This is a genomic window from Muriicola sp. Z0-33 (assembly GCF_026126425.1).
Lineage (GTDB): Bacteria > Bacteroidota > Bacteroidia > Flavobacteriales > Flavobacteriaceae > JAFMPW01.
This window is the reverse complement of the sequence record NZ_JAFMPW010000005.1, coordinates 1-14,903: the sequence shown is the minus strand read 5'-3', so window position 1 is coordinate 14,903 and position 14,903 is coordinate 1. Positions and strand designations below refer to the sequence as shown.

The window sequence follows — 14,903 nt, the reverse complement described above, 5'->3', positions numbered from 1 at the left end:
AAGCCTGCCAATTTCGCTACTTTTATAGCAAACACAAAAACTTATGGCCTTAATCTCATCCGGGTTTACTTCTAAATTACCCGATCTTCCCACTTCAATTTTTACTGTAATGAGTGGGTTGGCAAAAAAACACAATGCCCTTAATTTATCTCAGGGATTTCCCAATTTTAATATGGACAGTACCCTGATCAACCTGGTTTCCAAGGCCATGGAGGAAGGGTATAATCAGTATGCCCCTATGAAGGGCATCTACGCTTTAAGGGAAGTAATCTCTGAAAAGATAGCGTCTCTTTATAATGCAAAATACCATCCGGAATCTGAAATTACCATAACCGTAGGTGCCACCGAGGCCCTCTATTCAACTATTTCGGCATTTGTAGGGCCAGGAGATGAAGTTGTGGTGCTAAAACCTGCATATGACTCATATGAACCGGCCATAATTGCCAATGGAGGAACTCCTGTTTTAATACAAATGAAGGGAAAGTCATTTGAGATCGACTGGATAGCATTTAAGGCAGCTCTCAATGAGAATACCAGGATGGTAATCATTAATTCCCCACACAATCCCAGTGGCAGAGTCTTTTCAGTCGAAGATATGATTCAACTGGGGGACTGTCTGAAGGATACCAAAATCTTATTACTAAGTGATGAGGCCTATGAGCATATTACTTTTGATGGGGTTAGTCATCAAAGCGTGGCGCGGTTTCCGAACCTGATTGAGAGAAGCATTATCTGCGCCTCATTTGGAAAAACTTTTCACAGTACCGGATGGAAAATGGGATATTGTGCAGCGCCCAAATCCTTAATGGAGGAAATTCAGAAAATTCATGAATTTACAGTGTTCTCTGTTAGTCATCCTGTTCAGGTAGCCCTTGCCAATTACTTGAAAGAACCCAGCCATTATACTGGTTTGGGTAACTTTTTTCAGCAAAAAAGAGATCTGTTTTTAAGTGCCATATCCGAATCCAGGTTTACTTACACCCCTTCGCAAGGCACTTATTTCCAACTACTGGATTATTCGGCAATTACAGAGGAACACGATGTAGCCCTGGCCAGAAGGTTAACCATTGAAAAAGGCCTGGCGAGCATCCCAATTTCAGTTTTCAACTGCAATGGAGAAGATAATAAGCAATTGCGATTTTGTTTTGCGAAGACAGATGAAACCCTGCTGAAGGCGGCAAAAATCTTGTGCAGTATTTAGTCTACCGGGAGTACAGGCATATTACTGTAGTTGGGAACATAGTCCTTTCCACTTAAAATAGCCGCCATATCCTTTTCAAAAGATGCAACCGGGGATTCTATAATTCTATTAACTTCTTTTCCGTTTTTGTAAAATATAAACGTGGGTACTTTAATGATATTCATCCCCTTTTCCTCGCCCCCGGGACTTTTTTTGTAATTGGGCTTAACATAATCTACAGCTATAGTAATTAATTGTTTTTCAGGATATTCAGTGGCATCCAGAACTTTGTAAAACCTTGGAATCTCGCGTTTGCTATCCCCACACCAGGTCCCCATAAAAACTTTAATAGTATAATTTCCCAGCTCTTTCTCAAATGACGCTATTGTTGCCATATCTAATTGATAGCTATTAAAACCACTCTTATACCATGACTGAAAAGGAGGTTTCATAAGTCCGTCTTTATTGATGACCCCCAAAAGTTTTACTCTGCCATTTTGATCGGTTATCTGGTAATTTGTTTCCTGGGACGTGCCTTTGTTGGTAAATGAAATAAGTGCCAGAAGTAATAAGATGTGCTTTACATTTTTCATGGTGTTTGTTTTTTGCTGCCATAAAACTAATCTGGTGGAATTCCGGAATAATGAAAAGTATCCCTGCGGAAGACAAAACTTTGCAAGCTGCTATATTACCTGTACTAAACGTATCTTTTGATGAAGGCAGTCGTTTGTACAGATGAAACTTCATTTGGTAAAGGTTTTTTGAACAAGCAATACTTTTTTGGTACTTTTCGGTTTTAATATTCGATGAAGATTTTCAGTCACAATATTTCCAAAATATTAATCCATCTGCTTTTTTGGGCATTGTTCATCTTCGTATCCCTTTTTGTTTTCTCGGATTACTATTGGAAGGAAAATCCATTTTTGCAGTACTTCGCAATATTGGTAGTATTGGTGTATGTTAACAGTGAATTCTTGCTGCCCTATTTTCTGAAACGGAGAATCTATCTTCCTTATGCCATCCTTATTACAACTGTTGCGGTAGTTGCTACCCAATTGTACTGTAATTACCTGGCCCAGTGTGGTTGTTCTTTAATGAAATGCCTGTCAGATTATCTTTGGCAAACCCTGGTGCCAATTGTTTTCTTTTCGTTTGTCTGGATGTTATACAGATATTTGGAAAAACAAGAAGAGATTTCCCTGATCAAAAAGGAAAATACGCTTATGGAGCTTCAATATTTAAAATCGCAGATTAATCCACATGTCCTTTTCAACAATCTAAATACTATATATTCATATGCCCTGGAAAAGCCGGACCAGGCACCGGAATTGATCCTTAAATTGTCCGATAACCTAAAGCATGTACTTTACGAAAGCAACGGTCAAAAGGTACCTTTGACTAACGAACTGGAATACATAAGCAACTATATTGATTTTCAGAGGATCCGGACAGAAAATATTAAAGAGATCAACTATTCTACAAGCGGAGATTTCGGGGAGTATGAAATAGCCCCATTATTACTAATTACATTAATAGAAAATGCCTTTAAGCATAGTGCAGCAAAAAGTACCATTTCAATAACCATAAGTGTACATGAAGGGGTCCTGGAATGCAATTGCAAGAATTTGGTAGGTCTCTCTAAAAATCTGGACGAACATACGCCCATAGGATTAGACAATTTAAAAAAGCGCCTGTCATTACTTTATAAGAATAAACACGAACTGACCCTTAGTTCGGGGGAAGAATTTATCGCTATTTTAAAACTGGATCTAAGATGAATTGCGTAATTATAGAAGATGAAATTCCAGCTCAAAAATTGGTGAAGCATTATATTTCAAAATTGCCAGAGCTCACCCTGATCGCTGCGTTTCAATCTGCCCTGGAAGCCAATCGGTTCTTACAAAACAATGCTGTTGATCTTATTTTTCTAGATATCAACTTACCCGATATTTCAGGGATTGAGTATATCAGAACCTTAAATAACCCTCCAGGAATAATAATGACAACAGCCTATCCGGAGCATGCGGCTGAAAGTTTTGAACTGGATACTATTTGCGACTACCTGGTAAAGCCATTTTCCTTTCATCGATTTTTAAAAGCCATTAACAAAGCAAAAAATGGCCATAGAAAAACAATGGATCAATACACTACAATGGAAGAAGAAGCTTCCATTTTTGTCAATATTGATAAAACGCTTCATAAAATTCTATTAACGGATATTTTGTTTATTGCATCGGATAGAAATTACATTACTCTCGTTACATTGAAAGGTAAATTCACCTTTATCGACGCCTTAAAGACCTGGATAGAAAAACTGCCTGATGAAGACTTTATTCAGGTGCACAGGTCTTATATCATTAATTGTAAAAAGATCGAAAAAATTAAAGGAAATCTCGTATTTCTAAATGGGCAAGGTATTCCGGTAGGTAGAACATATAAACCACAATTCAGAAAACGGATAAGTCTGGGATAGTACTAATTACTTATAGCTGTATTCACCATCTTCATAAATTCCTCTATTTTGGAAGGCTCCAACCATCTTGTGACGACAACCAAATCGTTTTGCTTGTCAATAACAATAAAATTTCCGCCAAATCCTGCGGCATAGTAAAGCTCTTCAGAAAGCCCGGACCAATACCGTTTACTTTTTTTGTTTAACCACCACATATAGCCATAATTTACGTTGGGTGTAGAGGGGGTAGTAGCCTCCCTGATCCATTCCGGACTAATTAATTGCTCTGATTTCCATCTGCCTTCATTCAAAAATAACAGCCCAAATCTTGCCATATCCTCAGCATTTATAAAAATCCCAGCCCCTGAATGACCTCCCCCCGTTACCGATTTCATCTGAATCCCATCTATCTCGGTCCACGCATTTTTATAACCGTGCCATCTCCAGGTGGTAGACGCCCCTATTTTATCCATCAATTCCTCTTTTAACACCATGGGTAAAGGTTTTCTCCAAACATGTGTTAATGCATATGCCAATACATTTACACGAACATCATTGTATTCCATTACCGTTCCCGGCTCATTGAGTTTTCGGAATTTCCAATCGTCTATTCCCCCTTGTCGTGGTGGTCTGTCTGCCCAATCTTTTCCTCCCCAGAGTTCCCCTGTCCAATCGGAGTTTTGTTGTAACAGGTGTCCCCAATTAATTTTACTATTATGTGCTCCTTCAAAAGTGCCATCCCACAAATAATCCCCCACTTTATCATTAGTAGAAGCAATTAGCCCTTTGTCCACTGCTAATCCGGCCACTGTAGACAAGAAACTTTTGGTAACACTAAAGGTCATGTCTACTCTTTTTATATCTCCCCATGTACGAATAATTCGTCCTTTTTTCAGAATGATCCCGGCCGGCCCACCTCTTTTTTTAGTAGGTCCCAGAATCTCATGAAAAGGTTCGCGTTCAAATCCTTTGAGTATGGCTATTCGTAAATCGCGCGATCCGGAATATTCATTATTTTCGGCGAAGTTCACAGCTTCATCTAATTCTTGCTCATTGATATTAAATGCCGAAGGAGGAGCGCTTGCCCAGGATGCATTTCTATCTGGAAAATAATACCCTTCTTGTGCTGAAATTAGATTAATGACTAAGAAACATATGGCTAAAACTCCCTTTTTTACATTCATTATGAACTATTTTGTGATTTCAAGGTAACCAAATCTAGCCGCATTAACCAATCTATTTGTTTATCATCACCGACGTAATAGGGGTGTTCCCCAAACTTGATAAAACCATAGCGCTGATAAAATTTAATTGCTGCTGTATTGTGTTCCCACACCCCAAGCCATAAAAAATCTGCATCCTTCCCTTTTGCCAAATCAATTGCCTGCTGTAGTATCCAGGCGCCTATTTTCATGCCCTGAAATTTTTCATCTACATAGATACGTTCCAATTCCAGACTATCACTTCGCTTTAACTCTGTTTGAGCAGCATTTTCATTTAACTTAAAATAGCCTACCAGTTTATCCTCGTTTTTTACAAAGTAAAAACTACAGTCGGGATCCAGAAGCTCCTTTTCAAGGTTTTCTTCAGACAGAACAGTGTTCATATAGGCTGAAAAGTCTTTTGGATCATTCTGGGATTCAAAAGCGTCTGCAAAAGTCTTTCTGGCCAATTGAGTTAATTGGGCCAGGTCTTCAGAAGTGCAAAGATTATAGTGGAGGTTCATCAAATTCTACTGCATCCTAAAATACTAAAATAAAAAAGAGCAGTCTTTGGGGGAACTGCTCTTTTATTTCTTGCAAAAAAATCTCTTTTCTATAACATAAAGAGTTTTCTGGCCAGCATAATTAGACCGCTGTAGAAATCGTTGCGATATACCTGAACTTCTTCTTCAACAGGTCTGTGGTTAATTTGGGCTTCCATAGTCTTTGTAGGTTAAGGGCTAGAAATTGGGTCTAACGTTGTATTATTTTGTAAATATACTTCCTATTCTTATCGTGGCTAAATATATGTTGTGAATTGATATTATACTGTTGTGAATAAAATTAATGGTAATTTTCTTCGATAAACTGTTCAATTTCTTCGCTATAATACCATTTCTGGAATTTCTCCTTCAATGATGAGATGTCCTTTAGTGGCATCTTTAATTTCTTTCACGGTAACCCCCGGAGCTCTTTCTAATAATTTAAACCCTTCGGGTACAATTTCTATAACGGCAAGATTGGTAACTATTTTTTTTACGCAATTAACCCCTGTCAACGGCAGGGAACATTCGCTGAGCAATTTAGATGCTCCTGCTCTGTTGGTGTGCATCATAGCGACAATAATATTTTCAGCTGAAGCAACCAGGTCCATAGCTCCTCCCATTCCTTTTACCATTTTTCCCGGAATCTTCCAATTTGCAATATCCCCGGTTTGGGAAACCTCCATTGCTCCCAGAATTGTGAGGTGCACATGTTGTCCTCTGATCATCCCGAAACTCGTAGCCGAATCAAAAAAAGATGCCCCGGGAAGCGTAGTTATAGTTTGTTTCCCTGCATTTATTATATCTGCGTCTTCGTCACCCTCAAAAGGAAAAGGACCCATTCCGAGAACACCATTTTCACTTTGAAATTCTACATCGATATCCTCGCGTACGAAATTCGCAACCAGGGTGGGAATGCCAATGCCCAGATTTACATAGTAGCCATCCTTTACCTCCTTTGCTATTCGTTTTGCAATCCCGTTTTTATCTAACATTAGTTCTTTGCCCTTGTGGTTAACTGTTCTATTCGCTTTTCATAATTCTCTCCCTGGAATATTCGTTGGACAAAGATGCCTGGTACATGAATTTGGTTAGGGTCTAGTGACCCTGCCGGCAGTAATTCTTCAACCTCAGCGACCGTAATTTTAGCCGCTCCGCACATACATGGATTAAAATTTCTGGCTGTTCCTTTAAACATTAAATTCCCTGCTTCATCTCCTTTCCAGGCCTTAACAAAAGAAAAATCAGCTTCATAGGCTTTCTCCAATACATACATTTTTCCGTTAAATTCTCGTGTTTCCTTTCCTTCTGCTACTTCTGTTCCAAAACCCGCTGGGGTAAAGAAAGCGGGAAAGCCAGCTTGTGCCGATCTGCATTTCTCTGCCAGTGTTCCCTGAGGTGTAAGTTCTACATCCAGTTCTCCGCTTAACATCTGACGTTCAAATTCATCGTTCTCTCCCACATATGAAGAAATCATTTTTTTTATCTGGTGTTTTTGCAATAGTAATCCCAGACCAAAGTCGTCTACCCCTGCATTATTGCTAATACAGGTGATGTCTCTAATACCAAGGCGCACTAATTCCGCTATTGCATTTTCCGGAATTCCACAGAGTCCAAACCCCCCTAGCATAAAGGTCATGCCATTTTGCACTCCGTCAAGGGCTTTTCTTACATCCTTTACCGTTTTCTTTATCATATGTTGCCGATCTAATGTATGGGGCTTTTTATCTACCCCAAGCTCTACTAAAATACATCATTAAATAAAAAATCCCGCTCAAAAGCGGGATAAATTATAATTGTAATGATTGTGTTTTATATGATCTTTCAGGACTAAAAATCCAGATCATCCAGATCGTCATCAAGGTCGTTGTCTTTCTGTGTTTCCTCTTTAATTTTTGTACAATCCACATTAATAGACAACTCCTCTGGTTCTGGAAATTCTTCCTGAGATATGCCCAGGTCTTCGTTGGCATAGTTCTTTTTCATATATAATCCCCAAATGGGTAATGCCATAGAGGCCCCCTGGCCATATGTAATTGTCCTGAAATGAATGGACCTGTTTTCTCCTCCGACCCAGACTCCGGTGACCAAATTTGGAACCATCCCCATAAACCAGCCATCACTTTGATTCTGAGTAGTTCCTGTTTTCCCGGCAATCGGATTGGTAAATTCATAAGGGTACCCGGTTATAATTTCCTTGTATTCCGTAGCATTCTTTTTGTAGGTGTGTCTTAGGCGTGTCCCTGAACCTCCCTGAGTGACTCCCTCCATCAAATTCACCATTGCATAGGCCACATCTTTACTCAATACATCTTTGGTTTCCGGAACGTATTCATAAAGGACAGTTCCGTTTTTATCTTCAATTCTGGTCACTGTAACTGGCTTTACATAGACCCCTTGGTTTACGAATGTTCCATAAGCGCCAACCATTTCGAAGACGTTAACTTCTGGCACTCCTAACGCAATTGCAGGTACCTCCAGGATTTCACGGGTTAGCCCAAGGTTCTTTACTATAGAAACTACGGCTTTTGGCCCTACCCTGTCTATAAGCTGAGCAGTAACGGTATTTACAGAATTGGCAAGAGCATGCTTTAGTGTAAAATTCCTTCCGGAATACTTGCCATCCGCATTTTTTGGACACCAGGGTTCGGGATTACCGTGTTTCCCTGCCTCAATGCAGTACTGACTATCCGGAAGCGAATCACAGGGGGAATAGCGCAATTGGTCTATTGCAGCTGCATAAATAAACGGTTTAAAAGTGGACCCTGCCTGTCGTGCTCCCTGAATAACATTATCGTACTGAAAATGTTTGTAATTAAGTCCTCCTACCCATGCCTTTACATGCCCGGTTTGTGGCTCCATACTCATCATAGAAGCCCGAAGAAATGTTTTGTAATATCGTATAGAATCCAGGGGAGTCATTATTGTATCTTTTTCCTGGGTCTCGCTATTCCAGTCAAAGACGGTCATTTCGGTTGCTTTGGTAAAAGAAGCTCTGATTTCTTTTTCTGAAATTCCGTTAGCTTTCATTTTTCTCCAACGAGAAGAACTTTTTATGGCCTTTTCCATGATGCCGTTAATTTCATCCTTTTCCAATTCTAAAAAGGGAGCGGTACTATTGCGATCAGGGGTATTTTGATGAAAAAACTCGGCCTGAAGCCTTTTCATATGTTCTCTGGTGGCTTCTTCGGCATTCCTCTGCATCCTCGAATCTATTGTAGTGTACACCTTCAATCCGTCCAAATAAATATTCCACCGGTCTCTTTCTCCTTCCAATGCAGGTTTTGGGTTTTTATCAATCCAATTGTTTAAAAAACGTTGCAGGTACATCCTGAAATAGGTCGCTAATCCTTCACGGTGGGATTCCGGACTAAAATTGATGTCCATTTTTAAGGCCTGCAGCGAGTCTTTTTCCTGTTCAGTTATGTACTCGTATTTAGCCATTTGGCTGAGGACTGTATTTCTTCTGTTGAATACCAACTCCTCACGGCGAATGGGATTATATAGCGAAGAATTCTTAAGCATCCCAACTAGTACAGCTGATTCCACGGTCTTTAGCTGTGCTGGCTCTTTCCCAAAATAGATTCGTGCGGCAGATCTTATCCCATCTGCATTATATCCAAAATCGTATTCATTCATATACATTGCCACAATTTCCTCCTTAGTGTACTGTCTTTCGAGGCGTGTGGCGATAACCCATTCTTTAGCTTTCTGAAGAATCCGGTCTAAGGTACTGGCAGAAGCACGTTCGGTAAATAGCAACTTGGACAATTGCTGAGAAATGGTGCTGGCTCCTCCCCGTTTTCCGAGAAAGAAAACAGCCCTCAGCGTACCACGCGCATCGATGCCGGAATGTTCATAATATCGGGCATCTTCTGTGGCTACCAAGGCGTTGACAAGATTTGCTGGAAGGCTATCATAAGGGACTGGAGTTCGGTTATCATCCAAATAGAATTTTCCAAGCGTTTTCCCATCAGATGAGATTATTTCAGTAGCTAAATTGGTCTGCGGACTTTCGAGTCGTTCAAAAGTGGGCATTTCACCAAAAGCTCCCCAGGAAGCCATAAGAAAGATGAGCACAAGAGAAAGTACTCCTACTCCAAATACAATCCAAAACCATTTTATGAATTTAATAAAACTGGGCGCTTTCGCTTTTTTTGCCATAACCTATTTACTCTTTTCTATTTCGAAACCAATATCAGTGATCCCCTGCAGATCTGCAATGCCATCAACGTTTCCATTTTTACGCATCGCGTGAGATATTTGTAAAGTATATACGCCACTAACGGGAAAAACGATGTTTTCCTTATACCAGAGCTTATTTTCTTTTATACTACCATACCCTTTTCCCAGCCATTGACCATCTGGCAGGGCCATTTCATATTCCAGAGTATCTCTTATGGTTTCTCCATTCGGGAATCCTAATTCGGTGATAAGAAATAGATTGCTGTATGGATATCTTTCATCATTTCTTACCATGACAAATATATTGTGGATTCCCAAAGTGTCCACTTCTGAAAATGTAAATTCCACAGTGTCATCTTTATTCCAGTTACCCCCAGGGATAGCAGTAAATTCAGATACTTGAAGTGTTTCCGAACAGGACGAAATAAGGGTACTAATAATCAGTATTAAAAGAAAATTACGCATTTCTGGCAGGTCTTTTTTTATAGTTTCTACGCTTTTTATTTTTGCGCTTTTTGTTCTGTCGTTTGGGCCTGTCGAACCGGGTAAGGCTATCCTGACCAACTACGTTTTCAAAAACGACTTCTTCCTCACGTAAATTGTCGGCTGCATATTCTTCAAGGCTGGGAACCTTTATTTTCTTTTTGTTTTTTTCAAGAATCTCCTGTACTTGATTGCTGGTAAGTTCATGCCAATTGGCAGGGTCATCTTTGTAAGAATACCAGAGGGCTCCTTTAAAAATATCTGTCTTCTGGCAAAAGGCGATGCCTTTTTCTGTTGCTAGTTTAGCGTCCTGAGGAGGGAAATCTTTTAGGGCGTCCAGGTACACGTCCAATTCATAATTGAGGCAACATTTTAGTTTCCCACACTGGCCTGCTAGTTTTTGAGGATTAAGAGATAATTGTTGATAACGCGCTGACGCAGTACTTACAGATCTGAAATCTGAAAGCCATGTAGAGCAACATAATTCGCGTCCGCAAGAACCTATCCCTCCCAATCTTTGGGCTTCTTGCCTATAGCCTATTTGCCTCATCTCAATGCGGATACCAAAAGCTTTGGCCATATCTTTGATGAGTTGCCTGAAATCTACCCGTTCTTCGGCTGTATAATAGAAAGTAGCTTTAGAACCATCTCCCTGAAATTCAACATCTGAGATTTTCATTTGAAGTTTAAGGAGAATAGCAATTTCTCTGGCTCGCTTTTTTATTTCTTCTTCTTTATCTCTACACCGTTGCCACTTATCAATATCTTTCTGGGATGCTCTCCTGTAAATCTTTGGAATTTCTTCACTCTTCAGGTCAACTTTCTTCTTTTTCATTTGAACCTTTACCAATTCTCCGGAAAGGGTAACCATCCCTACATCATGGCCAGATTTTGCCTGTGTAGCCACAATATCTCCTATAGAAAGTGAAAGATTTTCGGAATTCCTGTAAAATTCCTTCCTACTATTTTTAAATCGGACTTCAACACAGTCGAACGGCTGTTGACCGTTAGGAAGAGACATGTTGGAAAGCCAGTCAAACACGGTTAATTTATTACAACCATCTGTGCCACAAGTCCCATTATTCTTGCATCCACGCGGTTGTCCATCCTTACCGGTTGAACAACTGTTACAACCCATATTTTGTATCTTGGTTTGGCGAAACGCTATTGTTTTCGCCAAATAAGGTTCATATTAAACTCAAAGGTAAAGATAAGACAATTTGCTTTTGAATAGAAACATAGCACCGCTTAACGCTATGCATTGCATTTGAACCCTGTGTAGTCAAAGATGATTTGTGAATAATTGTATGGCCACAGTTCAATGTTTTAATCTTCTTGTGGTAAGTGCTTATTTTTTGAACTTCAGCACTTCAGAGCGTCCTTTCTTAAAGATTTTATTGCTGGCTCCTTTGCCCTTTCTTAGTTTCTTTTGAGTTTCAAATGGTAACTCATGAATCTCTTTACAGGCGTCCGAACAACAGTCGTTCATTTTTTCAGCGCAGGTATGGCACTGTATGAACAATAAATGGCAGGCTTCATTTGCACAATTAACATGGGTATCGCAAGGAGCACCGCATTGATGGCAGTTAGATATAATATCTTCTGAAATCCGCTCTCCCCTCCTGTGATCAAAAACAAAGTTCTTTCCAATAAATTTGTTTTCAAGATTCCTTTTCTTCACCTGGCGGGTATAGTCTATAATGCCACCTTCGAGCTGATATACTTGTTTAAACCCCTTGTGTTTGTAATAAGCGCTTGCTTTCTCGCATCTTATGCCTCCGGTACAATACATTACGAGCTTCTTATCTTCTTTATGCTCTTTCAGGTCATTTTCAATAATGTCTAAAGAATCCCTGAAGGTATCCACATCCGGGGTAATTGCATTTTTAAAGTGCCCTATTTCGGATTCGTAATGATTGCGCATATCCACCAGAACGGTATCGGGATCTTCAATGAGCTCATTAAAAGCTTCGGCGTTTACATGAACCCCTTTATCAGTTACATCGAAAGTGTTATCATTTAAACCGTCGGCAACTATTTTCTTTCGAACTTTAACTTTGAGTTTGAGGAAAGATTTGTTGTCTTGTTCTATCGCGATATTCAGCCGTACATTGTTAAGAAAGCTAATGCCGTCTAAATGATGTTTAAACTTTTCAAAATTTTCTGCAGGAACAGATAACTGGGCGTTAATCCCTTCGTTAGCGACATAGATCCTTCCTAGGACATCGAGTTCATTCCAATGAATGAACAGATAATCTCTAAAGATTGAGGTATTACCTATATGGGCATATTTATAGAAAGAGATGGTAAGCCGTTCTTTTCCGGCTTCCTCAATAAGAATTTCTCTTTCCTTTGCGCTTAATGTATTGTACAGTTGCATGCTATACTAAAAATTAAGATTAAAGGTTCAGTAAGGGGACAAAAATAATCAATATCTCCCGTATTCCAGATAAAACTGTAGCTGTTTTGCACTATACCAAGGTAAATTGGCGGAAGAAGGCGTAAATTAAACTATAAAGAAAAGAAAAGCCCCGATAAAATTATCAGGGCTTCAACAGACCACATCTGTTGTACTTCCTTTTTCATAGAATCTTCAATATGATTGTGGTCAAAACTTGTCCAAAGTCCTTTCGGAAAATGGTGTTTTAGGTGTTTTTGTACGAACACATATCTCTAGGATGCACGAAAATTAAAAAGGTTGCTTTTGACATTGTAATACCTAAAAAGAAATGGTAATTTAGCCTTCCTAACACTATATATTTTCAAAAAATGAGTAACGAGAAAGAAGCGAAATTAAAAGCCTTAAAACTAACCTTAGACAAGCTCGATAAAACTTACGGAAAAGGAGCTGTTATGAAAATGGGAGATACCGTAGTTGCAGATGTAGAAGTTATTCCCTCCGGTTCTTTAGGCCTGGATATCGCTTTAGGAGTTGGGGGTTATCCCAGGGGAAGAGTTATAGAAATATATGGCCCGGAATCTTCTGGTAAAACTACCCTGACGCTGCATGCTATAGCAGAAGCTCAGAAGAATGGAGGCATTGCGGCATTCATAGACGCAGAACACGCTTTTGACAGGTTCTATGCTCAAAAACTGGGAATAGATATTGATAATCTCATCATTTCTCAACCAGACCATGGAGAACAGGCATTGGAAATTGCAGACAATCTTATCCGTTCAGGTGCCATTGACATTGTTATTATAGATTCGGTTGCGGCACTTACCCCTAAAAGCGAAATAGAAGGGGAAATGGGAGATTCTAAAATGGGGCTTCACGCCCGTCTTATGTCGCAAGCACTTAGGAAACTTACGGGTTCAATTAGTAAAACCCATTGTACTGTTATTTTTATTAATCAGTTACGCGAAAAAATTGGGGTAATGTTCGGAAACCCTGAAACAACGACAGGTGGTAATGCTTTAAAATTTTACGCTTCTGTACGCCTGGACATTAGGCGATCCACGCAGATCAAGAACACCGATGGTGCAGTACTCGGTAATAAGACACGGGTAAAAGTGGTTAAAAACAAAGTTGCTCCCCCTTTTAAAACGGCAGAATTTGATATTATGTACGGGGAGGGTATTTCAAAAGTTGGTGAAATACTGGACCTGGGGGTAGAATATGAAATTGTTAAAAAGAGTGGTTCCTGGTTTAGCTATGGGGACACAAAATTAGGACAGGGCCGTGATGCGGTTAAAGAATTATTGAAAGACAACCCAGAACTGATCGATGAGCTGGAGGCTAAGATTAAAGTGGCTATCAGTTCTCTTGCATAATACTATATTATCCGGTAAGACAACGGAATACCGGGTTTTTCGCCTTTTTAAAAGCAACCTTTAGAACTGCCTTTCATCTTTAGGATAACAATTAGAAGAGTTGACTATGAAGAAAGCGTTGTTATTACTCCTTTGTTGTGCTAGCATAGGTCTTAACTCGTGTAGTTTGGATGATGGCGAAGAAAAATTTCATTTTGTTCCGTTACAAATTACCGCAGCAGAACTTCCTGAATCTTTTACGCTGAATCAAACCTACCAAATTAGGGTCACCTATGCTACTCCAAATGGTTGTACTTCATTTGAAGGTTTTGACATTTCCGAAACGGAAACTGAAGACAATCAGATAAGGAATGTTGTAGCCTTTGGCGCAGAGCGTGAAAATGAACAGTGTACACAGGCTGTGGAAGAGGTGGAGACCACATTTAGTTTTTTATGTCTTTATTCTAAAACTTATGTCTTTAGATTTTGGACTGGTGAAGATGAAAGCGGATCGTCTCAATTTTTTGAAGTTGAAGTGCCCGTTACACCATAACAACGACTACTTAATACCAACTTAATCTAACCAACATTTTGAGTCTGGATAAACTCATACATAATTGTAAAAGAGGTGATAGGAAAGCGCAGGAACAGTTATACAGGAAGTACTCCCGTATTTTGTTCGGCATTTGCCTAAAATACTCCCGGAATAAGACCGAGGCAGAAGATAATCTGCACGATAGTTTTATGACCATTTACGATAAAATTGGGCAATATAAATTTAAGGGGTCATTTGAAGGCTGGATGAAACGTATTACAGTAAATACGGTGCTTCAGAAATACAGAAAAGAAGAATACCTCAATGTGGTTTCAGAAAATCAGGAAGAAGAGGTAGAAGAAGAAACAGGATATATTGATGTAGATCTCAAGACGCTGCTTCGATACATTCAGGAACTCCCTAATAAATATCGCCTCACATTTAATATGTATGTTCTTGACGGTTACTCTCACAAAGAAATAAGTGAAGAGCTAGGGACCTCAACAGGAACATCAAAATCTAATCTCGCAAGAGCAAGGATGATTTTAAAGGAGAAGATCAAAAAAAAAAA

At 39.5% G+C, this 14,903-nt stretch carries 15 protein-coding genes; 6 read left to right on the top strand and 9 right to left on the bottom strand.

Annotated elements, in window-relative coordinates:
• Positions 1-43: 43 nt before the first annotated feature.
• Positions 44-1,201 carry a methionine aminotransferase gene (locus tag J1G40_RS08690; RefSeq protein WP_265242235.1) on the top strand — a complete coding sequence of 386 codons (1,158 nt, stop codon included), beginning with the start codon at positions 44-46 and terminating at the stop codon, positions 1,199-1,201.
• On the opposite strand, the gene J1G40_RS08685 is transcribed toward J1G40_RS08690, so the two are convergent.
• A complete protein-coding gene (locus J1G40_RS08685; RefSeq protein WP_265242234.1) occupies positions 1,198-1,773 on the bottom strand; it encodes a thioredoxin family protein in 576 nt (191 codons plus the stop codon). The genes J1G40_RS08690 and J1G40_RS08685 overlap by 4 nt on opposite strands.
• A gap of 213 nt (positions 1,774-1,986) precedes the next feature.
• On the opposite strand from J1G40_RS08685, the gene J1G40_RS08680 reads away from it, so the two are divergent.
• Both J1G40_RS08680 and J1G40_RS08675 read left to right on the top strand, forming a co-directional pair.
• A complete protein-coding gene (locus tag J1G40_RS08680) occupies positions 1,987-2,958 on the top strand; it encodes a sensor histidine kinase (RefSeq protein ID WP_265242233.1) in 972 nt (323 codons plus the stop codon).
• Positions 2,955-3,653 (top strand): LytR/AlgR family response regulator transcription factor, encoded by a 699-nt coding sequence (locus tag J1G40_RS08675; protein WP_265242232.1) that lies wholly within the window; start codon positions 2,955-2,957, stop codon positions 3,651-3,653. Before J1G40_RS08680 ends, J1G40_RS08675 begins: the two co-directional genes overlap by 4 nt.
• Positions 3,654-3,655: 2 nt before the next feature.
• On the opposite strand, the gene J1G40_RS08670 is transcribed toward J1G40_RS08675, so the two are convergent.
• From J1G40_RS08670 to J1G40_RS08635, 8 genes are all read right to left on the bottom strand, one after another.
• Entirely contained in the window at positions 3,656-4,816 is a 1,161-nt protein-coding gene (locus J1G40_RS08670; protein WP_265242231.1) for a serine hydrolase domain-containing protein, read from the bottom strand.
• Positions 4,816-5,358 carry a GNAT family N-acetyltransferase gene (locus J1G40_RS08665; protein ID WP_265242230.1) on the bottom strand — a complete coding sequence of 181 codons (543 nt, stop codon included), beginning with the start codon at positions 5,356-5,358 and terminating at the stop codon, positions 4,816-4,818. Before J1G40_RS08665 ends, J1G40_RS08670 begins: the two co-directional genes overlap by 1 nt.
• Before the next feature lie 359 nt (positions 5,359-5,717).
• Positions 5,718-6,371 carry a 3-oxoacid CoA-transferase subunit B gene (locus J1G40_RS08660; protein ID WP_265242229.1) on the bottom strand — a complete coding sequence of 218 codons (654 nt, stop codon included), beginning with the start codon at positions 6,369-6,371 and terminating at the stop codon, positions 5,718-5,720.
• On the bottom strand, positions 6,371-7,072 hold the full coding sequence (locus tag J1G40_RS08655; RefSeq protein ID WP_265242228.1) for a CoA transferase subunit A: 702 nt from the start codon (positions 7,070-7,072) through the stop codon (positions 6,371-6,373). The genes J1G40_RS08660 and J1G40_RS08655 overlap by 1 nt, the downstream gene beginning before the upstream one ends.
• A 134-nt stretch (positions 7,073-7,206) precedes the next feature.
• Positions 7,207-9,540, bottom strand: a complete 2,334-nt coding sequence (locus J1G40_RS08650; RefSeq protein ID WP_265242227.1) for a penicillin-binding protein 1A — start codon at positions 9,538-9,540, stop codon at positions 7,207-7,209.
• 3 nt (positions 9,541-9,543) lie between these two features.
• A complete protein-coding gene (locus J1G40_RS08645) occupies positions 9,544-10,026 on the bottom strand; it encodes a gliding motility lipoprotein GldH (protein WP_265242226.1) in 483 nt (160 codons plus the stop codon).
• Positions 10,019-11,182, bottom strand: a complete 1,164-nt coding sequence (locus J1G40_RS08640; RefSeq protein WP_265242225.1) for a stage 0 sporulation family protein — start codon at positions 11,180-11,182, stop codon at positions 10,019-10,021. Before J1G40_RS08640 ends, J1G40_RS08645 begins: the two co-directional genes overlap by 8 nt.
• Before the next feature lie 210 nt (positions 11,183-11,392).
• Complete coding sequence (locus J1G40_RS08635; RefSeq protein ID WP_265242224.1) at positions 11,393-12,424, bottom strand: rhodanese-related sulfurtransferase; 1,032 nt, start codon at positions 12,422-12,424, stop codon at positions 11,393-11,395.
• Between the two features lie 389 nt (positions 12,425-12,813).
• Here J1G40_RS08635 and recA point away from each other — a divergent pair, with 389 nt between their 5' ends.
• The 3 genes from recA to J1G40_RS08620 form a co-directional block, all read left to right on the top strand.
• A complete protein-coding gene (gene recA / locus J1G40_RS08630; protein ID WP_265242223.1) occupies positions 12,814-13,818 on the top strand; it encodes a recombinase RecA in 1,005 nt (334 codons plus the stop codon).
• Positions 13,819-13,924: 106 nt separating this feature from the next.
• On the top strand, positions 13,925-14,350 hold the full coding sequence (locus tag J1G40_RS08625; protein ID WP_265242222.1) for a hypothetical protein: 426 nt from the start codon (positions 13,925-13,927) through the stop codon (positions 14,348-14,350).
• Between the two features lie 38 nt (positions 14,351-14,388).
• Positions 14,389-14,903: RNA polymerase sigma factor (locus tag J1G40_RS08620; protein ID WP_265242221.1), on the top strand; the 515-nt coding region annotated here is incomplete at its 3' end.